The organism is Pseudocolwellia sp. AS88 (assembly GCF_030551755.1).
GTDB lineage: Bacteria > Pseudomonadota > Gammaproteobacteria > Enterobacterales > Alteromonadaceae > Pseudocolwellia.
In genome coordinates this window covers 185,715-207,254 of record NZ_JAUPEC010000004.1, presented here as the reverse complement: position 1 = coordinate 207,254, position 21,540 = coordinate 185,715, and the positions used below count along the sequence as shown (strand labels likewise).

19 protein-coding genes are annotated in these 21,540 nt (G+C 36.6%); 10 read left to right on the top strand and 9 right to left on the bottom strand.

Going from position 1 to position 21,540, the window contains the following annotated elements; all coding sequences use genetic code 11:
- Nucleotides 1-54: 54 nt before the first annotated feature.
- From Q5N69_RS04945 to Q5N69_RS04930, 4 genes are all read right to left on the bottom strand, one after another.
- Nucleotides 55-1,107 carry an NADP-dependent oxidoreductase gene (locus Q5N69_RS04945; protein WP_304367746.1) on the bottom strand — a complete coding sequence of 351 codons (1,053 nt, stop codon included), beginning with the start codon at nucleotides 1,105-1,107 and terminating at the stop codon, nucleotides 55-57.
- A 20-nt stretch (nucleotides 1,108-1,127) separates the two neighbouring features.
- Nucleotides 1,128-1,556 carry an organic hydroperoxide resistance protein gene (locus Q5N69_RS04940; RefSeq protein ID WP_304367745.1) on the bottom strand — a complete coding sequence of 143 codons (429 nt, stop codon included), beginning with the start codon at nucleotides 1,554-1,556 and terminating at the stop codon, nucleotides 1,128-1,130.
- Nucleotides 1,557-1,593: 37 nt separating this feature from the next.
- A complete protein-coding gene (locus Q5N69_RS04935) occupies nucleotides 1,594-2,751 on the bottom strand; it encodes an iron-containing alcohol dehydrogenase (RefSeq protein WP_304367744.1) in 1,158 nt (385 codons plus the stop codon).
- 123 nt (nucleotides 2,752-2,874) lie between these two features.
- A complete protein-coding gene (locus Q5N69_RS04930) occupies nucleotides 2,875-3,564 on the bottom strand; it encodes a type 1 glutamine amidotransferase domain-containing protein (RefSeq protein ID WP_304367743.1) in 690 nt (229 codons plus the stop codon).
- Nucleotides 3,565-3,766: 202 nt separating this feature from the next.
- Between Q5N69_RS04930 and Q5N69_RS04925 the strand changes: the two genes are divergently transcribed.
- The 5 genes from Q5N69_RS04925 to Q5N69_RS04905 all read left to right on the top strand — a co-directional run bounded on the left by Q5N69_RS04925 (nucleotide 3,767) and on the right by Q5N69_RS04905 (nucleotide 9,513).
- A complete protein-coding gene (locus Q5N69_RS04925; RefSeq protein ID WP_304367742.1) occupies nucleotides 3,767-4,669 on the top strand; it encodes a LysR family transcriptional regulator in 903 nt (300 codons plus the stop codon).
- 68 nt (nucleotides 4,670-4,737) lie between these two features.
- A complete protein-coding gene (locus Q5N69_RS04920) occupies nucleotides 4,738-5,538 on the top strand; it encodes an alpha/beta fold hydrolase (RefSeq protein ID WP_304367741.1) in 801 nt (266 codons plus the stop codon).
- Between the two features lie 129 nt (nucleotides 5,539-5,667).
- Nucleotides 5,668-6,438 (top strand): GGDEF domain-containing protein, encoded by a 771-nt coding sequence (locus Q5N69_RS04915; protein WP_304367740.1) that lies wholly within the window; start codon nucleotides 5,668-5,670, stop codon nucleotides 6,436-6,438.
- Between the two features lie 725 nt (nucleotides 6,439-7,163).
- Nucleotides 7,164-8,651, top strand: a complete 1,488-nt coding sequence (locus Q5N69_RS04910; protein ID WP_304367739.1) for a SulP family inorganic anion transporter — start codon at nucleotides 7,164-7,166, stop codon at nucleotides 8,649-8,651.
- A gap of 10 nt (nucleotides 8,652-8,661) precedes the next feature.
- Nucleotides 8,662-9,513, top strand: coding sequence for a universal stress protein (locus Q5N69_RS04905; protein ID WP_304367738.1), 852 nt, complete (start codon nucleotides 8,662-8,664; stop codon nucleotides 9,511-9,513).
- 145 nt (nucleotides 9,514-9,658) lie between these two features.
- Here Q5N69_RS04905 and Q5N69_RS04900 read toward each other — a convergent pair whose 3' ends face one another.
- Nucleotides 9,659-10,240: a TetR/AcrR family transcriptional regulator gene (locus Q5N69_RS04900; RefSeq protein WP_304367737.1), complete on the bottom strand. Its 582-nt coding sequence runs from the start codon at nucleotides 10,238-10,240 to the stop codon at nucleotides 9,659-9,661.
- 178 nt (nucleotides 10,241-10,418) lie between these two features.
- On the opposite strand from Q5N69_RS04900, the gene Q5N69_RS04895 reads away from it, so the two are divergent.
- Nucleotides 10,419-10,889 carry a nuclear transport factor 2 family protein gene (locus tag Q5N69_RS04895; protein WP_304367736.1) on the top strand — a complete coding sequence of 157 codons (471 nt, stop codon included), beginning with the start codon at nucleotides 10,419-10,421 and terminating at the stop codon, nucleotides 10,887-10,889.
- Nucleotides 10,890-10,975: 86 nt separating this feature from the next.
- On the opposite strand, the gene Q5N69_RS04890 is transcribed toward Q5N69_RS04895, so the two are convergent.
- A complete protein-coding gene (locus Q5N69_RS04890; RefSeq protein ID WP_304367735.1) occupies nucleotides 10,976-11,656 on the bottom strand; it encodes a 2OG-Fe(II) oxygenase in 681 nt (226 codons plus the stop codon).
- Nucleotides 11,657-11,895: 239 nt separating this feature from the next.
- Here Q5N69_RS04890 and Q5N69_RS04885 point away from each other — a divergent pair, with 239 nt between their 5' ends.
- A complete protein-coding gene (locus tag Q5N69_RS04885) occupies nucleotides 11,896-13,881 on the top strand; it encodes a serine protease (RefSeq protein WP_304367734.1) in 1,986 nt (661 codons plus the stop codon).
- Nucleotides 13,882-14,068: 187 nt separating this feature from the next.
- Here Q5N69_RS04885 and Q5N69_RS04880 read toward each other — a convergent pair whose 3' ends face one another.
- Nucleotides 14,069-14,407: a YkvA family protein gene (locus tag Q5N69_RS04880; protein WP_304367733.1), complete on the bottom strand. Its 339-nt coding sequence runs from the start codon at nucleotides 14,405-14,407 to the stop codon at nucleotides 14,069-14,071.
- A 723-nt stretch (nucleotides 14,408-15,130) separates the two neighbouring features.
- On the bottom strand, nucleotides 15,131-16,045 hold the full coding sequence (locus Q5N69_RS04875) for a hydrogen peroxide-inducible genes activator (RefSeq protein ID WP_304367732.1): 915 nt from the start codon (nucleotides 16,043-16,045) through the stop codon (nucleotides 15,131-15,133).
- A gap of 293 nt (nucleotides 16,046-16,338) precedes the next feature.
- Here Q5N69_RS04875 and katG point away from each other — a divergent pair, with 293 nt between their 5' ends.
- The 3 genes from katG (at nucleotide 16,339) to Q5N69_RS04860 (ending at nucleotide 20,092) form a co-directional block, all read left to right on the top strand.
- Nucleotides 16,339-18,561: a catalase/peroxidase HPI gene (gene katG / locus Q5N69_RS04870; RefSeq protein ID WP_304367731.1), complete on the top strand. Its 2,223-nt coding sequence runs from the start codon at nucleotides 16,339-16,341 to the stop codon at nucleotides 18,559-18,561.
- Between the two features lie 174 nt (nucleotides 18,562-18,735).
- The gene (locus Q5N69_RS04865) at nucleotides 18,736-19,737 is read left to right on the top strand and encodes a cytochrome-c peroxidase (protein ID WP_304367730.1); all 1,002 of its coding nucleotides are present in this window, start codon (nucleotides 18,736-18,738) and stop codon (nucleotides 19,735-19,737) included.
- Nucleotides 19,738-19,855: 118 nt separating this feature from the next.
- Nucleotides 19,856-20,092 (top strand): RNA-binding protein, encoded by a 237-nt coding sequence (locus Q5N69_RS04860; RefSeq protein ID WP_304367729.1) that lies wholly within the window; start codon nucleotides 19,856-19,858, stop codon nucleotides 20,090-20,092.
- A 101-nt stretch (nucleotides 20,093-20,193) separates the two neighbouring features.
- On the opposite strand, the gene Q5N69_RS04855 is transcribed toward Q5N69_RS04860, so the two are convergent.
- Nucleotides 20,194-21,465: an alpha/beta hydrolase gene (locus Q5N69_RS04855; protein ID WP_304367728.1), complete on the bottom strand. Its 1,272-nt coding sequence runs from the start codon at nucleotides 21,463-21,465 to the stop codon at nucleotides 20,194-20,196.
- Nucleotides 21,466-21,540 lie beyond the last annotated feature (75 nt).

Sequence of the window (21,540 nt, the reverse complement as noted above, 5' to 3'; positions counted from 1 at the left end):
AAAAAAACGGTGAGCTTATGGCTCACCGTTTTTATATGTTTTTATGATGCAAATTTAGCTTAGGCTGTCAGGACCAACACGTACGACCAACTTGCCAAAGTTTTCACCTTTAAGTAGTCCGATAAATGATGGTACAGCGCTTTCTAATCCCTCAACTAAATGCTCTTTATATTTAATTTTACCGTCAACAATCCACTGCATCATAGCTTCGCTGAATTCGTTGTAGCGATGTCCGTAATCGTCAAATACAATAAAGCCCTGCATTTTGATACGTTTCACTAACAAATTCCCCATTAAGGCAAACATTCTGTCTGGGCCTTCAGGTAATTCAGTTGAGTTGTATTGTGAAATAAGTCCGCATAATGGAATGCGAGCACTTGTATTAAGTAATGGCAATACAGCATCAAATACTTTACCACCTACATTTTCATAATATACATCAATACCGTCGTTACAAGCGCTTGCAAGTTGTTCTGCAAGGTTGTCTGAGTAGTGATCTAAACATGCGTCGAACCCAAGTGTGTCTACAGCGTATTGACACTTTTCAGCGCCACCTGCGATACCAACAACTTTACAGCCTTTGATCTTAGCAATCTGTCCTACTAAGCTACCAACAGCACCTGTTGCAGCAGCAACTACAACGGTTTCACCAGCTTTAGGTTGACCTATGTCTAATAGCCCCATATAAGCTGTTAAACCTGGCATGCCTAAAACACCTAAAGCGTATGACGGATTAGCTAAGTTGTTATCTAATTTAAGTAAATCAACGCCATCAGAGATGCTGTAATCTTGCCATCCACCAAAAGATACAACCCAATCACCTTTTTGGTAATCAGCGTGGTTTGATTCTTCAACACGACAAACACTACCGCCTACCATTACTTCGTTGATCCCAACAGGTTCGGCATAAGACTTAGCGTCGCTCATGCGTCCTCTCATGTAAGGGTCTAAAGAAAGATAAATAGTACGTAATAAAATCTCGCCTGCTTTTGGCGTTGGTTTTTCTGTTTGTACAAATTCAAAGTTTTCGTTAGTTGGCGCGCCAAAAGGGCGTGACGCTAAAACAATCTGTCTATTAATTTCTGTTGTTTGTGTTAATTTTGTCATTATAAATTCCTATTAGTCGTTTATAAAACATTCAAAGTAACTTGGATATTTCCACGGGTTGCGTTTGAGTATGGACAAACAACATGAGCTTTTTCAACAAGTGATTGAGCTGTTGCTTTGTCTATATCACCTAAAAAAATATTTAACTCGGCTGCTATACCAAAACCATTAGGGATAGGGCCTATAGCAACTTTTGCATTAACGTAAGCATCTTCAGGGTAAGCAATCTTTTCTTGCCCCATTACCACTTTTAAAGCACCAATAAAACAAGCTGAGTAACCAGCAGCAAATAATTGCTCTGGATTCGTGCCCTCTCCACCTGCACCACCTAATGACTTAGGCGTAGATAATGAGATATTTAAATGACCATCATCTGATTTTGATGACCCATCACGACCGCCATTTGTTGTAACTTCTGCTGTGTAAAGTACGTTATCAAGTTTATTCATTTTAATATTCCTTTCATTTAAATCGTATGCAAATAGACTAAAGTGCTTCTTCTAAAATTTTACGACTTACATCTAATGTAATGTCGCTATGTTCACCAAGCTCAGTCATTCCGTGTTGTTCTAGTCTCTCAATCAGACCATCAATTTGATCTTTTGTTATATCTATTTCAGATAATCGTACAGGTACATCCATACGTTTGAAGAAGTCTTCAGTTAACTCGATAGCTTTATCGATTTTAACTTCTTCGTCAGTATCTGTTAAATGCCATACACGCTCTGCGTACTGTACTAATTTACCGTGTTTTTCTTTGCGTTTAATTTTCATTACTGCAGGTAAAACAATTGATAATGTACGTGCGTGGTCAATACCAAAACCACCTGTTAATTCATGACCTATCATATGTGTAGACCAATCTTGTGGAACACCAGCACCTAATAAACCGTTTAATGCCATCGTTGCAGACCACATAATGTTTGCACGTATTTCTAAGTCATCTTTCGTTTCAGCTTGTAACGCTTTAGGACCTTCTTCAATTAAGGTTTGAAGTAAACCTTCAGCGAAACGGTCTTGAACTTTGCCATTCACGCTGTAAGTTAAGTATTGTTCCATAACATGAATAAAAGCATCGATTACACCATTACTAATTTGACGATCAGATAATGATAACGTTACTTTAGGATCCAATACTGCAAACTGTGGACGAACCAAAGGGCTAGCAAATGGTAATTTATCACCATCACGTGTCACAACTGAGTTGCCGTTACTTTCAGAACCTGTTGCTGGTAAGGTTAATACTGCGCCAAGTGGTAATGCTTTTTCTACAGGTGTTTGCTTAGCTAGAATATCCCAAGGATCACCACCTTCAAATAATGCAGCTGCGGCGATAAATTTAGCGCCATCAACTACTGAACCGCCACCTACAGCCAATAAGTAATCAATGTCTTCTTTTTCAATGATTTCTAATGATTTCATTAATGTTTGGTATTTAGGGTTTGGTTCGATACCTGAAAATTCAAACCAAGTATGATCAGCTAATGCTGCTACTACTTGATCATAAACACCGTTACTTTTAATTGAGCCGCCGCCGTATACTAATAATACTTTTGCGTCAGCTGGAATTTCTTTAGCGATAAGGTGAATCTGATCTTCACCAAAATGAATTTTTGTTGGGTTTTGAAAGCTAAAATTTAACATAAGGGAAAATCTCTCAATAAAAGGGGAAACAGCTAACTGATCTATGCCAGTTAGCTAGAAACTAGATTGTGTAGCTATTTAAAGGTATAGCTACTAAAAACCTTGTGATCATCAGTTTGAGTACTACTTATTTAGCTGGTTAAGTAATTTTTCAGCTACAAGTACTGAACTTGCCGGGTTTTGGCCAGTAATAAATAATGCGTCTTGTACTGCAAAAGCATGCCAGTCATCAGTTTTTTGATAGTCAGCACCACGTTTAACTAACTCATCTTCAAGTAAAAATGGCACGATATCGGTAAGCTGTACGGCTTCTTCTTCACTGTTTGTGAAACCTGAAATTGCTTTACCTTTAACAGCATATTCACCAGCACTGTCTTTAACATTTAATAATGCGGCAGTCGCATGACAAACTGTTGCCACTGGCTTATTGGCTTTAAGAAAGTTTTCAATTAATTCAATAGAATTATTGTTTGATGCTAAATCCCATAAAGGTCCATGACCGCCAGGATAGAAAACGGCATCAAAGTCTTCACTATTCACTTCTGCAAGTACATGTGTGTTAGCGATTAACGCTTGAGTTTCAGAATCAGCATAATATTTTACAGTTGCTGGCGTTTGAAAGTCGTCTAATTCACTTTTAGGGTCAATTGGCGCTTGCCCACCTAATGGAGAGGCTAAGGTAATTTGTAACCCAGCTTCTTTAAATGCGTAATAAGGTGCGGCAAATTCTTCTACCCAGAAACCAGTTTTCTCACCTGTATCACCTAAATCAGCATGCGATGTTAATACCATTAATACTTTCTTCGTATTCATTTTGAACTCCTAATTTATTAAGTTGTTTTACAAGTAATTTTCTAACTGAGATAAGTGTACACAAGCAAGCTTAAGCTAACAATGCAGTTAATATGATTAACTTTGTATCAATAAATGATACAATGGCTTTGTTTGCATAATAAGGTTCGTGTTGTTGAATTAGCTTGTTGTGCCTTTAGTGTAGTTAAGCATGAGGTGAGTGTTGAATATTTCATTCGAGCAGTTAAAAAGTATGGTGGTATTTGCCCAAGTTATTGAGCAAGGCACTTTAAGTGGCGCAGCTAAACGTATAGGTTTATCGCGTGCTGTGGTTAGTTATCATATCAAAAAGCTTGAAGAGCATTTAGGTATAAAGCTATTGAACCGTTCAACTCGAACAATTTCTTTAACAGAAGCGGGCAGCGATTATTATCAGCATTGTCGAATTATTGCTGAACAAGCGACAGCTGCTAATCAACAAATTGAAAACTTAAAACATGAACCTGTCGGTTTATTAAAAATTACTTGTCCAGTAAATGTTGGGTTGCAAACTATTGTGCCTGCGTTAAATGAGTTTCGTACTCTTTATCCTAAAATTGAACTTGATGTGATGTTAACGGATGAAGTGGTAAATATAATGAAAGAGGGTATTGATTTAGCCATCAGGGGAGCACCTTTGGCTGATTCAGGTTTGCAAGCCGTTAAGTTATCGACATTAGATACTTGTCTTTGTGCCTCGCCATCGTATTTCGAAAAGTTTGGGGTGCCAAAACATCCTAGTGAATTAAATAAACATCAATGGGTGGTGTATAAATTAACCTCAGGTACGCTTGAGTTAACCAAAGGCTCACGATCTTTTAGCGTTGAAATGAAAGGCACAATTACCACCAACAATGCTGCCGCACGAACTGCATTTGTGGAAGGTGGTCATGGCTTAGGACGAATACCTATGTACGATGCTAAGCCTAAAATTCAACAAGGCACTTTAGTTTCTGTACTCGATGATTACAAAATGAAAGATATAAACGTGTATGGGGTATTTCCGCCTGGCGGCGCCGACTCTAAAAAGCTACGTTTACTTATCGATTTCTTAAAAGCTTATTTTATGACACCTAGGCTTTTATGAAAAAAGTGGTTTAAGAAATTTTTGAATCATTGATATATACTAAGAACTATTAAAAAAAAGCTGGTGATATGATGAATATAAAAACAATAAACAATATCAAAATTTCAGGTTTAAAAGATGCTCCTACCTTATTGCTGGCTCATGGGTTCGGATGTGATCAAAATATGTGGCGATTTCTGCTGCCAGAATTAGAAAAACACTATCAAGTTGTACTCTTTGATTATGTTGGCTCTGGGAATTCAGTAGTAACAGGCTATTCAAATGAGAAATACAGTTCATTAGAAGGTTACGCAAGAGATATCATTGATATTATCGAAGAATTACAACTGACTGATGTTACTATAATTGGTCATTCAGTTAGCTCTATTATTGCCTCTATTGCTTCATTAGAAATACCTGAAAAAATCAGCAAAATAATTATGGTTTGTCCATCACCTTGCTTTTTAAACGTTCCACCACAGTACGAGGGCGGTTTTGAACGAAGTGATTTAGAAGAGTTAATTGAGTTAATGGATAAAAACTATATTGGCTGGGCGAATTATTTAGCCCCACTGGTGATGGGGAGTTCTCAATCAGCTGAACTTATTGCTGAATTATCAGGAAGCTTTTGTAGTACAGACCCATTAATAGCCAAAAACTTCGCAAAAGCTACTTTCTTTTCAGACTATCGACATATTCTTAAAGACATTAAATGTCCTTCCCTTATTTTACAAAGCGCATCTGATTCGTTAGCAAGCACAAAAGTAGGGCAGTATATGGCTGAAAATATAAAAAATAGTCAGCTTGAAATTGTGAAAGCTGAAGGTCATTGTTTGCATATGACCAATTACCAAGATATTACTCCAATTATTCTTAAGTTTATTGAGTAATCTATGGCGACTAATGTTGTCACAGATATTAATAACTTTTGCTCCGGCCATATGATAGTTAACCAAGAAAGAGAGATAGTTTTTTGTAACTCTTATATTGGTAACTTAAGCGGGCGGGCGGTTAGTACATTGACTAATTTGTCTTTATCTTCGTGTTTTAGTAAAGCATCAAATATTTTTATTGATAGCTATATTTATCCTCTTCTGTTGATCGAAACCGCAGTACAAGAAATTCAATTATCTTGGGTTAACCAACAGAAAAAAGTTATTCCTGTCGTTGTAAATATTAGAATAGGAGAGGACGGGAAATCTTATTGGTCTATATATGAATGTACTAATAGAGATAAGCTGCACAGTGAATTAATCAAGATGAAAGAGAAGCTTGAAGAGCAATCTAAAGAGCTTTATCAATTAGCAATAACAGATCCATTAACAGGGTTAATGAATCGCCGCGAGCTACAAAAACAAATTACGAGGGCTATTAATCATATTTCTCGTAATCCATCTACTTTTGCATTGTTATCAATTGATATCGACTTTTTTAAACGAGTTAATGATACCCATGGTCATCAAGTGGGTGATAAAGCCCTAATTCACTTAGCTAATATATTAAAAGAAGACCGAAGGTCAAATGATATAGTGGCAAGAGTAGGTGGCGAAGAGTTCGTATTACTACTGTCTGACATAAATGAAGAAGATGCTTATAAACTAGCAGAAAGCTTAAGGAAAAAAGTCAAACAGGAAAGTGTAAACGATATCTATATTACTATTAGCATAGGCGTAGTCGTTAGTAATGAAGATGAAAAAAGAAGTGCTGATGAACTACTGAAGTTGTCAGATGACGCTCTATATTCTTCTAAAAACACAGGTCGAAATAAAACAACGGTGGCTCAATATTAATAACGTGTTTATTTTTTAATATTGAACTCTATAGTAATACTTTTCTTTGTAGTCTGATAATATAAAAATATTAAGCTCACTTTATAGTGAGCTTTTTTGTACCTGAAGTATTGGCTTTTTAAATAACCTCAGCTCGGGATAAGCAAAGTTACTCAATAAGCTATTTTTAAGCCTAACATCGTTGCCTACATGGATGTAGGTATTTAGTTTTTATCGGGAATAAAAAACTGGTATTCGTTACCAATAGCCAGCTATTGGGTACACAAATCCGCCTTGCTAGGCATCAAACTATCAATATTGAGTCATCAAATTACATGTAAAGTACTCTGATGGTTCTTTAATTTATTAATAAATAATTCTTTTTATTGAATGTTATGACATTCATTATCCCGAGTTGAGGTTAAATAAGTACGGTAGAAAGGCGGTGTTAAGCAGGTTCTTATTTAATTGTTCAACAAATTTGCTGTATAATAGATACTCGTACTTTTTGAAATAAAAGTAAGGTTTTGTAGATTATGCAGCCCTAACTATTTCTCTTCTTTAAGTCACCAGTTTCAGCGTGACATTCTCGTACCGTAAATGCGGTGGGTGCGTTAGTACAAAAGATTTTATAAACAATTAAAACAAAAAACATAAACGTTAAGGCATAGATGAAAAGCGTAAATTTGCTGCTCATCATTCAGTGCTTGTAAGGCGTTGCTGTTAAACATACTACAAGGTTATTTATGTTAGAAAAAATGAAACTAGATTGGCTCTCTAATGTTCGAGGCGATCTACTCGCAGGTATTGTTGTGGCGTTGGCTTTGATCCCAGAAGCTATTGCTTTTTCTATTATTGCAGGCGTTGACCCTAAAGTAGGTTTATACGCGTCATTCTGTATCGCAGTTGTTATTGCTTTTGTTGGTGGTCGTCCAGGTATGATATCTGCGGCTACAGGTGCAATGGCATTATTAATGGTAACCCTAGTTAAAGAACATGGGCTTGAATACCTTCTTGCTGCAACGTTATTAACAGGTGTGTTTCAAATATTTGCCGGCTATTTAAAGCTGGGCAGTTTAATGCGTTTTGTTTCTAGCTCAGTGGTTACTGGCTTTGTAAACGCCTTAGCTATTCTTATATTTATGGCGCAATTACCAGAACTTACAAACGTTACATGGCATGTATATGCAATGACAGCAGCAGGGCTTGGGATTATTTACCTATTTCCATACTTACCTGTTATTGGCAAAACTATTCCATCTCCGTTGGTATGTATTGTTGTCTTAACAGGTGTTGCTATGGCTGTTGGTTTAGATATTCGTACCGTTGGTGATATGGGTGAATTACCTGATACTTTACCTATTTTTTTATGGCCTGATGTTCCATTAAATTTAGATACCTTAATGATTATCCTACCTTATTCAATTGGCCTTGCCGTTGTTGGTTTACTTGAATCCATGATGACAGCGACTATTGTTGATGACTTAACCGACACGAAAAGTGATAAAAACCGTGAGTGTAAAGGTCAAGGTATTGCAAACATTGGTGCTGGCTTAATGGGTGGTATGGCTGGTTGTGCGATGATTGGTCAATCGATTATCAACGTGAAGTCAGGTGGTAGAGGTAGATTATCTACATTTGTTGCTGGTTTATTCTTGATCATCATGGTGGTATTTATGGATGAATGGATAAAACAAATTCCTATGGCTGCACTGGTTGCAGTAATGATCATGGTTTCAATTGGTACTTTCTCTTGGACATCAGTGATTAACTTAAAGAAAAATCCGCTTTCAAGCAGTATTGTTATGATTGCAACTGTTGTAGTGGTAGTAGCTACGCATAACTTAGCGATGGGCGTGTTAGTAGGTGTTTTATTAGCAACCTTATTTTTTGCCAACAAAATTGGTCGCTTTATGGTGGTTAAAACTGATAAATCTACTGAAGATACACGTGTGTACCAAGTTATTGGTCAGGTTTTCTTTGCTTCTTCAGAGCAGTTTGTTGAATCATTTGATTTTAAAGAAGTCGTAAGTAAAGTGGTTATTGATTTAAGTAATGCTCATTTTTGGGATATAACATCAGTATCAACACTAGATAAAGTCGTTATTAAGTTCAGACGTGAAGGTGCTGAAGTAGAAATTATTGGAATGAGTGAAGCAACAGAAACGATTGTTGATAAGTTTGGTGTACATAACGATCCGAAGGAAGTTGAAAAGTTCATGGCAGGTCACTAAGGGGATAACAATGAACAATATTATTACATGTGTAGATAGCTCAGCTTATGCAGATGACGTTTGTAATGCAGGTATTTGGGCAGCTAAAAAGCTTAACAAAACCATACTGTTTTTACATGCTATCGAAAAGGTAAATACGCCTGTAGTAGAAAATTTAAGTGGCAGTATTGGCTTAGGTGCGCATTCATCTTTACTTAAAGAAATGTCTTTATTAGATGAACAGCGCAGCAAAATTGCATTAACTGTAGGTAATGAAATGTTAGAGCAAGCTTCTAAGCTTGCAACGGATAACGGCTGTAGTTCGGTTGAAAAAACGCAACGCCACAGCGACATTACTGAAGCTATTTGTGATCTTGAAGCCGATGCTCGCTTTATTGTTCTTGGTCGTTCAGGTGAAAACCATGGGAAAAACTTTAAAGCTTTAGGTTCGCATATTGAGCAGATTATTCGTCATGTAAATACGCCAGTACTTATCGCGAATAAAGGCTTTACAGAACCTGAAAACTTTATGTTAGCTTATGATGGGCGTGAAACTGCAGACACCGCGGTTAAACGTATTATTGAAGGCGGATTATTGCATAATTTAACTTGTCATTTAGTGACAGTAAATAATAAGCAAAGTGCCATAGCAGAGAAGTTTGAGCAAACTAAAAAGTTACTCATAGAAAGCGGTTTTAACGTAAAAGCCAGCTTTTTAGAAGGTAATATTTATGATGCTTTAATGGATTACAAAACTGAAAATAAGATAGAAATGCTAGTGATGGGCGCTTTTTCACGCTCTAAAATAGCGCAAGTCTTTCTTGGTAGTAATACATTAAAAATGATGGAAAAAACGAACTTACCTATGGTGATTTTGCGTTAATTCTTTTTATCATTAGTTTACCTTTCAAATATATTTAGCAGCCTAAGTGAATACGCAGGCTGCTTTTTTATGGCCTAGTTTTTTATGAGTTAGTTTTTATTAACGAATTGAGCTAAACAATCTAGCTACGTTATTACCCTAATCCTTAATCGTTAAATGCTAAAGCTAAAGGTTTAGCTTTCACTGCGGCCTTTTTATCATTCATCACGTAGGCGCAATTAATAACGCCTTCTTTAAGCAGTAATAACAAGTCAGTTAGGCTTTTTAATCTTTTGCTATCGTTAAGCATTAAGGCAAGTTGCTGCTCTATGCAGCGTTTAATATTCAATTTATGTTGCATACATAACTGATAAATTTCACTATCAGAGTTACCATATTCTGCTGCTGTATTCACAAAAAAACAGCCATCAAAATTCCCTATCTGGGAAACGCGATTATTAATCCAATCATCTAACCCATCAAATAATTTTTCAATAAATTCAGATACTGAATGAGCATTACTGCATTGCTCCTCAAACCATGCCATAAAACGTTTGTCTCGCTCTATTACACAAGCTTGTATCAAGACTTCTTTACTTGAAAAATGATTGTATAAGGTTTTTTTGGCGATACCTGATGTTGCTAATATTTCATTAATACCAATGGCATGAATACCTTGTAGATAAAATAGCTGCAATGCAGTATCAATTAATTGCGTACGTTTATCATTTACCTTTTCTACTAGCATTGTTTGCATCTCTATTAGCGACTTATAGCACTTTGCAATAAAAGTGTTGCGTAAGTATACAAAGTTGTCTACCCTAACTCAATAGACAAGTCGGTCTACTCTTTTGTTATGAGACCAATGGCTTATTTAACTTTTACTTTAAGCACCTGAAACTAAATTAATACTCGGAGATAGATTCATGGAAAACCCACGTCCGCCACTACCACCATTTGATGCACAAAGCGCAAAAACAAAAGTTAGAGCTGCTGAAAATGGTTGGAACAATAAAAACCCAGAAGCCGTATCTTTAGCCTACAGTCCAGACAGTTCATGGCGTAACCGTTCATCTTTTATCAACGGAAGAGCTGAAATTGTAGAATTTCTTACCCAGAAGTGGGCGAAAGAATTAGATTACAAACTTATTAAAGAGTTGTGGGCATTTACCGATAATCGAATCGCAGTGCGTTTTGCTTATGAGTATAAGAATGCTGAAAATCAATGGTTTCGTGCTTACGGTAATGAGAATTGGGAATTTGATGAACTCGGACTAATGCAAAAACGTTATGCGTGCATAAACGATTTGCCTATTGAAGAAAAAGACCGATTATTTACCTGGGAAGGGGCCGTTCGCCCTGATGATTTTCCAAGTTTATCTGAGCTAGGTTTGTAGTTCTTGAGCTAAACTTGTAAATTAATAGGCTCAAGTGATTAGTTATAAGAAAAATCGCTTGAGCTTACAACGGTTAAACGTGTTATTTAGCTAGGCGGATCAATATTATTAGCAATACTGTTATTTAATCTAAACCAACCTGCTATTGAGTATCTGTCGCGTTTTGCTGGTAATACTTCATGCGGAAATTCTTCACTTAAAAAAACAACAATAGTACCAAAATTAGGCGTTACTTTAATAACACTATTATCAATAACCGCTGATGTGGATTGTTGTTTATCGTAAATAACCAACTCGCCACCATCATCAGGTAACCAGTATTGGTTTAAGTAAACTACTACCGACAACATACGATTACCTTCACCTTTAAAAGCGTCAGTATGCGTTTTATAAAAGTCACCTTTGGCGTAGTGAGCAAAGTGGCTTTCAAATGAAAACAAGCCTAAAAATAAGTGCCTATTTAAATAAATACGTAAAGACTCAGACCATTTTATCCAAGCACTGCCCGCATCACTATTACCTGTTATCCAGCATATTTCATCAGTACGAATAAAGTCATTTACAACATGATCATTTGCACGCCCGATCCCGGCACGTTTGAATTTTTCTTCATCTAACATAGTGACATGTTGCAAAAGTAATTGCGCTAAATGCTCAGGCAAAGCATAAGGACGAATACTATAACCTTTATCTACTATGTCATTAGTAATTGATTCAAAAAGCGATGTGGTATCGTCTGAAGAGAAAGTTTTAGGCAAGCTCAACATTGGCTTGTCTTGAAAGTTAAAACTAACATGGAGTGCTAATTAAATTGAATGAAAGTGCGGCATAATAACACCGAAATGTTGATATCTGGTATATAAAAATGCCGATTAAGTGCACACAATTTTACGTACGCTTTCCACCTTATTAATTTAATCTTTTAGTGCTATATTAAATAAGCTTTTATCAAAACCAGATAGGGGTTGATTAAGGATAAAAATAATAACTAAAAGGAATAAAGTTAATGTATAAAGCTTATCGATTTATTTTAAAGTGTATTTTAGTACTCAGTATTTCACTTCCAGCTTATGCCGAAAAAGAGGAACTACTTTCAAGTCAGATAAAAACCTTAAAGAAAGGCATTTTCGAAGTTGTTACCTTAAAACTAGAAGATAACACCATCTACAAAGATGAATTTCCTAAAGATTTAATTCCCTTCCATATTCGCAAAGACAAACAACACAGCGTAGGTACAGCTTTTTTAATTGACGACAATACTTTAGTGTCTGCGGCACATGTTTTTAATATTGGTAACTATTCTCTATTTGCTAAAAACTATGCTGTTCGCGACAGTAAAGGCAACTTATTCAAAATCAAAAAAGTTGAGAAGTTCTCAAATTATCGAGACCTTATCCAGTTTTCTATTGAAGGTGACACCTCTAAGTATCATAAGTTTGCATTTAGCGATGACTACGAAGAAGGTGATGTAGTTTATGCTGCGGGCAATGCCTTAGGAGAAGGCGTTATTTTCAGAAAAGGTTCACTAACCTCATTCACATACGAAGCTATAGATGGGCAATGGAAAAATATACGTTATTCAGCCGCAGCATCGCCAGGTAATAGTGGAGGTCCGTTACTTAACTTAGCAGGTGAAGTAGTTGGTATCGTAACTAAAAAGTCATCTAACGAAAATCTTAACTACGCACTACCTATTCAAGAATTTATTAAGTTTACTGATAAAGAAGCTGAATTTTTTGCACCACAAATGTCTGAAGTTGAATCATTACAAAGACACCGATTTACTTGGAAATTTAACACTAAGCTACCTCAAGACATTATGGATTTAAGAGCTGCAGCAGAAAAAAGCTTTTATACCCGCTTTGCTGATGCCAGAGGTGAATTTACCGACAAATTCGAAAACGAGATTTTCCCTAAACATAAGAATGTAGATAAATATTTAAGAAACCAGCCTAACGATAAGATGTTGTCTATTATTGATATTAACGGTAATGGTGAATGGTTGTTACATAACCCTGAAAACCAACGTGAAATAACCATCACTAAAAACCAATCATTATTGTACGGTAACAATAGTAAAATGTTGGGAACCTATCAGTTTATATTAGAAAAGCCAGAAGACACTAAGCTCGCCGCATTTATTAAAAATAAAAAAGGCATTTTAGATACCTTTTTATCGTCAGTGCAGTGGAACCGCCAAATATCAGGTACTCCAGTATATATAGCTTCATATGGAGAGCCTGTTTACCAAGAACAGCACACCGACAAATATGGTCGAGTATGGCAAATGGCAGCATGGAATGATCAGTATTCAGATAGAGCCATTATGATCTACTGTTTACCTATTCCTAAAGGTGTTGCGTGTGATTTATTGCAAACTTCAGTCGCTTGGCTTGAAGTACAAAAGCAAGCTTACCCAGATAACCTACACAGAACCATGTTGTCTTACTCAGCTAAACTAAGTGAATGGAAAGAATTTTTAGAATTACCTGATAAAATTCTGCCTAAGTACCTTCACGACTCAAGTTTTGAAATTAACAAAAACAACATTGAGTTTGAATTAGCTGGCTTTTCAGGCGACATGGAAAAACTGAAACTTACTAACGACAGTAACTTATACGCAGGTATTGAAGTGAACCCTGAAAATACCAACGAGTTAGTGATCGGGACATTAGATTTTAGCCCTAATATTAACGAAGATGGCGCGTTTTATATCTCTAAATATTACGACCTAGCCGACGAAGCCAGCGACAGCTATAAAGATTTTTGGCAGAAGTTTACTCAGCTAGAAACACCATATAATTTTGAATTGTTAAATGAAGGGAAGCTGATCAGTAAATACATGAATCTTAGCGCCAACTTTAAAGACAAAAAACTCGTTAAAACAAAGTCTAAAGACGTAAATTACTTAGTGGGTTGTCAGTTACAGTCAGAAGTAAAAGAAGCTGAATTTAACGAATCGTGTGACGCTTTCATAAAAGGTATTCATTAAGCTGAGTTATTAACACTCGCTGTTACTAACATTAGAAACCTGCGTTTAAAGTAAAGGTTTAGTATTACAAAAGAGGAAATAGGTGCTTATCTGTTTCCTCTTTTTATTTAGCTCGAACAGTTACATTGAGATGCCAAAATGGATTAATCATTAAGATTTGAAACCATAATCACTTGTTATCTTTGTATTAAACAAACCATTTTTTTAATGTTTCTTTTGCTTTTTCGGAGTGCTCATTTTTAATATATACAGCTATGGTTGTTGTGGCTGCTACAAGGACTCCGAGATCATCGCAATAACCAACAATAGGAGTAAGGTCAGGAATCGCATCTATTGGTGAAATAAAATATCCAAGTGCACCGTAAACGGTAGTTTTAGCCCAAGAAGGAGTATCGGAATCTTGAGCTGAATAATAAAGCTTTAGTGCAGGCTCTAAAACAGTTTCACCTGCCGCTTTTGCAAATTTCTTGGTTTTATCCCAAAAACTATTTTCACTAAATGCTTGTTCAAATTTATTATCTGACAATTTTAATTACTCCATTGTAGATTGAAAGCAAACCCTTGCTAAAGAGCCGTTGTGAGTGTCGTTGGCGAAGCCAGCGAATAAGTGTCTCGCTGCATTTTTACTTAAAAAACAAGCCGTTTACATGCTAACTCTAAGTTGTCAAAAATGTGAAGTGGAGCGAAACCTAGCCAGTTATTTTTTGTCCTAGTTCATTTTCTTAGGTATACAATATAACCAAACTAAGAAAGTACAGTACTCAATATAATAACCAAAACTATAAGCATGATTATGACTAAATGTTTGAAATTACTATCACTAAGCAGTTTTAAATTTTTCTTCATGTGATTACACATTTGAGGGGTAAATTTTATACCGCAATGCCGACAAAAATTATCACCGAATGAAACTTTTTTACTACAATCAGGACAATTGTATATTGCAGAATGGAATCGCTCTCCTGAGCTTCTATCAATCCAATCAAAATCGTCCATGCATGCTCCGTATACCTAACCGTTATTTATTAATATCGACATTACGTAATTGTTATCAGTAGATCAATAACTTAAAAATATAGCTGTAACTGGTAATGTGTGAAAGGAGGATCTAATCCCACTTTCTTGTAAAAAGAAGGCTGACTCGCCATTTGTATATAAAACAGTGTAAATGTTAGATGCCATTGGGTGAGTCTACCTATAGTTATTTTCTATAGCTTATTGAGAGATACTTATCTCAATGTGGCTAGCGCTATTCTGCAGCTAAACTACAAGAATTCGATAGTTGGCTTTTAAATATATTCATCAGTATTGTTAGTTCGCTTGTTCTCACATAGTTTGGTCGTATAACCAAGGCTATAGAACGGTGTGGGCCTGGCTCATTTAAATGTACGGCTCTAATTTCCGACTCATTACATATCAACTGATCTAGCGCCATGTGCGGAACTAACGTAGAACCTAACTTGCTCGCTACCATTTGAATAAGCGTATACAAAGTGGTTGAGTCAAAATCAGATTCTTGGGTTTTATTTTGTAAGCTACAGGCTGCTAAAGCATGTTGCTTTAAACAATGCCCGTCTTTTAACAACATGAGTTTGTCAATTTCTAATTCGTCACTGGTGATTTCTTGCATCGAAGGCAGGTATTCATCTTTATGACAAATCCAATAGAAATCTTCTTTCCAAAATTCAAAACTCATTAAGCCGTCAATAGGGAAGGGTAAGGCAAGTATTGCAGCATCAATATCACCTGTGCGTACCATCTCAACTAAATTATGCGACTGCTCTTCTATAATACGTAATTTGAAATCAGGATATTGCTTTCTTACTTCAGGCAATACTTTAGGTAAAAGGTAAGGGCCAATAGTTGGAATAACACCTATTTTCATTGGGTTAGCGAATGGTTGATTATCAACTTGAGCTATTTGCAGTAATTCGTCTAATTCTAACTTCACTCTTCTCGCTTTGTTGAGAATAAGCTCGCCTTTATCTGTAATAAGTACTTGCTTGTTATTTCGTTCAAAAATAGTGACATCTAATTGCCTTTCAAGCTCTGTTATCGCGGTACTTAAAGCTGACTGAGACACATTGCAGGCTTCAGCTGCTTTTTTAAAATGTAAGGTTTTTTCAATGGCTAAAGCATAAGAGAGCTGTTTGAATGAAATCATAAGAAAAGCGTTAGTATAAATAGAATTAAGTGGTCATGTTAATCAATTTTATAGAATGATGACAAGCAAACTCTTAGTTTTAAATCATATAATTCAATTTTCCTTTATTAAAAGTTAAATCAAATAGCTGATATTTAATCAAAAAAATCGATAAGTCGAAAAAACAGAACATTATCTTCAAGTTAATCAAATATCCAGAAGATACTCTTGCCTCTACACTGCACTTGAAATTAATTATTACAACTTCTGAACAAAGTTATAAATAAAGTCTTAAACATTACGAGGAAACTATCATGCTAAAAAAAGCACTCCCAATGGCAGCAGCAATTACAGTAGCTCTTTCATCAATGGCTGTAACTGTTTCAGCATTTGCTGAAGGCGAAGCTAAAACAAATCAATTTTGGTGGCCAGATCAATTAAACCTTAGTCCACTAAGACAGCACGGTGCAGAATCAAACCCGTACGGTGCAGAATTTAATTATGCAAAAGAATTTGCCAAAGTTGATCTTGATACACTTAAAAAAGATATTGAAACAACGCTTGTTGATTCAAAAGCTTGGTGGCCTGCAGATTGGGGGCATTACGGTCCATTAATGATCCGTATGGCTTGGCATAGTGCTGGTGTTTACCGTGTACATGATGGTCGTGGTGGTGCTTCTGGTGGTCAACAACGTTTTGATCCGCTAAATAGCTGGCCAGACAACGCAAACTTAGATAAAGCTCGCCGTTTATTATGGCCTGTAAAACAAAAGTATGGTCGTCAAGTTTCTTGGGCAGATTTAATGGTACTTTCTGGTAACGTAGCGCTTGAGTCAATGGGCTTTAAAACCTTTGGTTTTGCTGGTGGTCGTAGCGACGATTGGGAACCAGATCTAGTTTACTGGGGTCCAGAAACTAAAATGCTTACTGACGAACGTCGTGATTCAAAAGGCGAATTAAAACGTCCTCTTGCTGCATTAGAAATGGGCTTGATTTATGTAAACCCTGAAGGTCCACACGGTAACCCTGATCCTCTTTTAGCTGCTGCAGATATTAGATTATCATTTGGCCGCATGGCAATGAACGACGAAGAAATTGTTGCTCTACTTGCTGGTGGTCACACATTAGGTAAAGCACATGGTGCGAAAAAGCCAAGTAAATGTGTTGGCGTTGAACCTGCAGGTTCGGCGGTTGAAGATCAAGGTTTAGGCTGGAAGAATTCATGTGGTACTGGTGTTGGTGCTGATACTTCAACAAGTGGCTTAGAAGGCGCTTGGACAGTAACTCCAACTAAATGGTCGTCAAACTACTTAGACAACCTAATGAATTTTAACTGGGTACTTACTAAAAGTCCTAGTGGCGCTAAGCAATGGACACCAGATGATCCAGCTGCAGCTTACTTAGTTCCTGATGCACATATTCCTAATAAGCGTAATGCGCCTATTATGTTTACAACTGATGTTGCGTTAAAAGAAGATCCAGCATTCCGTAAGATTGTTGAAGCTTTCAGAGAAGACCCACGTGAATTTGATAAAGCTTTTGCTAAAGCATGGTTCAAACTAACGCATCGTGATATGGGACCTCGTGCAAGATACGTTGGTGCTGAAATACCAAATGAAGTACTTACATGGCAAGACCCTATCTCAGAAGTTACATACAAGTTAGTAACAGACAAGGATGTAGTTAAACTTAAGAAAAACATTCTTGATTCAGGTTTAACAACGTCTGAATTAGTAAGAACAGCATGGGCGTCAGCGTCTAGCCACAGAGTTACAGATATGCGTGGCGGTGCAAATGGTGCACGTATTAACCTTGCGCCACAAAACACATGGGCTGTTAATAACCCTAAAGAACTAAGCAAAGTATTAGCTAAACTTGAATCTATCCAAGATAAATTCAACAAGAAATCATCTAAGAAACAGGTTTCTCTTGCTGACTTAATCGTTCTTGGTGGTGCTGTAGCAATTGAAGACGCTGCTAAACAAGCTGGCTTTAAAGTTAAAGTTCCATTTGTAGCTGGCCGTGCTGATGCAACACAAGCACAAACAGATGTTACATCGTTTAACTACTTGAAGCCTGATGCTGACGGTTTCCGTAACTTTTACACTACAGATAGCTACATGAAACCAACAGAAATGTTAGTTGATAAAGCGAATACTCTTGGCTTAAATGTTCCTGAAATGACAGTGCTTGTTGGTGGTATGCGTGCATTGAATGCTAACTTCGATGGTTCTTCACTAGGTGTATTTACAGACAAGCCTGGCGTATTAACTAACGACTTCTTTGTTAACTTATTAGATATGTCTAACAAATGGACTAAAGCTAAATCTGAAGAAGGTATCTACGAAGGTCGTGACCGTGCTACAGGTGAGTTAAAGTGGAAAGCAACACCAGTTGACTTAATCTTCGGTTCAAGTTCAGAGCTTAGAGCAATTGCAGAAGTTTACGCTTCTAAAGATGCTGACCAGAAGTTTGTTAACGATTTCGTAAGTGCTTGGGATAAAGTGATGAAGTTAGATCGCTTTGACCTGAAATAAACTAAGCATTAATCGTAAATATACAAATGATAGTTTGTAAGTAAGAAAGGTTAACTCTGTATCATTACAGAGTTAACCTTATAACAAGAGAAGAATGAGTACTGACTGGTTTATTGCCAAAGCACTTATTCTTCTCTTTTTTCACATTAGAGGGTGCTTGGGAGAAGAAGCCTCATGAACAAAACCTTACTACTTGGTGCCATTACTCTTTTACTTACCCTAAGCAATATAAGTAAAAGCCATGCAACTAACAGTCTTGTTCAATCTGCATTACAATTTTTCCAGCCGATGCCCGATAAAATGACAGGCAGTGAAGCTGACACCAAGCAGCAACAAGCTTTAGGCGAAAAACTTTATTTTGAAACTGCGCTTTCAATTAACAAAACACAATCATGCAATAGCTGCCATAACATTATTAATAATGCAGCAGGTGTTGATAACTTAAAGGTATCTGTAGGTGCCTTAGGTAAGTTAGGTACACGTAACTCAACTTCCACATGGAATGCAGGAATGCACGTCGCTCAGTTTTGGGACGGACGCGCTAAAACCTTAGAAGCACAAGTTGCCTTTCCACTTTTCGATATAAAAGAAATGGCCATGCCTTCAGAAAACGAAGTGCTTACAAGACTTATCAACAAAGGCTATTTAACTGAATTCAAACAAGCATTTCCACAGCAAGCTTATCCAGAACAAGAGCAACCGATTTCTATACAGAATATTTCGCAGGCGCTAGCAGCTTTTCAACGCACTTTAATTACCCGAGACCGGCTTGATGAATATTTAAAATGCGATGAAACTGCCATCACACAAGCCGAAAAAATAGGGCTAAATACTTTTATCGAAAAAGGCTGTGTGGCTTGTCATAACGGACCGTTATTAGGTAGCCGCTTATTTATGAAAATGGGTATTGTACATCCTTATCCAAATACAATAGATAAAGGTGTTGGAGATATAACCAAGAACCCCGGCGATAACTACTTCTTTAAAGTTCCATCATTACGTAACGTATTAAATACCGCGCCTTACTTTCATGATGGTGCAGCAACCACTATTGAACAAGCGATCGAAGATACCGGTTGGCATCAATTAGGCATTAGACTAACCGCCGAAGAAACCAGCCAAATTAAAGCTTTTTTTAATACGCTAAACAATAAAGCGACAGTCGTCGAAAGGTAACAATACTCAGCTGTAAAACGTTGAAACAGTGACATAGCGATAAAATACACAAACTAATATGGTCTGTAGAAGAATTGTGAGATAATTGCAGTATAAAGAAACACACCAATGGTTAATTATGAAACTTTTAGTTCGTAACCTTTCTCGTTCAACAACCGAACAAGAAATTCGTATTTTATTTTCTGCACATGGCAAAGTATCAGAATGTACGCTGGTTTTAGACCAAGCGACAGGTTTATCAAAAGGTTTTGCTTTTGTAGAAATGCCGAAAGAAATTGAAGCAAAAAAAGCATTAGCAGCTTTACATGAACAAAGAATTGCAAAAAACAGAATTCGAGTAAAAGTAGCTCAATAATAGCTATTCTATTTTGAGTAAAACTAAGCCAGCTTCGTCAGTCGCTGGCTTTTTTGTGTCTGGAGTTTAGTGGAAAACTAAAATAAATGAGAGATGAGAAGCTATTTCTCTATCAAATAATCTGAGTCGAGCGACCAAAAGTTATTTTCAAGCTTTGTTAACGGTCGTTCTTTTGAACCCGGAGAAGCTTTGTGTAAGATCAAGTTGATAAGGTCTGAACTTACAGCTGGGTTACTATGAAAGTAATCGTGTCCAATAAAGTTACTTGATTTAGGTACTTTAATTAGGCTTACATTTCCTACTGAATTAAAGATGTTTCGCTCATTCACGTTCACATCTTTTGTATTTAATCGGCCAAAGCTCAAGCTGTTTGTTAACCACGAGGAAATACCTAAAGCACTGTCTTCTTGAGAGGTGTAAATGGTGATTTTTCCGAAAGCTGGGCCAAACTGTTCTGCCATTAATCTTTGTTTAATTATACCAAAATCTAGATCGGGAGCTGCTAGAACTAGATTTTCTATGCGTAAGTCTTTTCTTGGATTTCCACCGCTGGCTCTGTTTTCAATAATCAGTTCACGTAATGTTGTCGTTACTACGTCGGTGCCACGGCTGTGAGCAATAATATGAATGTTTTCTATTTCAGGATTCTTAAAAAGTACTCGTAAAGTTTCTTTCAAATGGAAAATAGTAAATTGTCCTGACTCTTTATCTGCAAAATAAGCGTTAAGACCTTTCGCTGCTGCTGGCCAAGAATAAACGATAGGAACACCTTGGCGTTTCATAAAATGCCAAAGACCAGCAAGAGTAAATACCGATTCATCAAAGGTATTGTTAAAACCATGAACAAATAAAACAACATCTTTATTCTCGCTGTTTTTTAAGCCTTGATTGATCTTGTTGTTGAGTTGGTTTTCATGGAAAGATTTCTTTTCTAGAATGTCTTCATCAATCTGGAGGTGCTCTCCTACCATTTTAAATTTATAAGGTGATAAAGGAAAACGTCCTTGCTCATCAACTTGTTCCATAACATAAGTTAAATCGGCCGAGCGCTTTTGTAGATTACTTTGCTCAATTAATGTCGCAAAAGGGAGTGCGTTATTATCAAAATTTACTTTGGCAACACCATAAGCAATAGATGAGGAACGACTAGCATCGTATTTAACGCCTTTTTTTTCTGAAGCACCTCTGTCGGTTACATAAATCAGCTCCATACTGGTTTCACGTAAAGTTTCAGGTATATCGTTTTCTGAATAAGGTGAATTCACAAATACATTAGGGGTTGGCATGAGTTTGGGATTGGAAGAGCAAGCAGATAGTAGAAAAACGAACAGCGAAACGAAAATAGCGAACTTACCTTTAGGATGGAGAAACATATTTATTCCTTATTTTCGATTCTTATAGTTATTGATTAGACTTACAACACAGAGTTACTTCAGCTAAGAAAATAT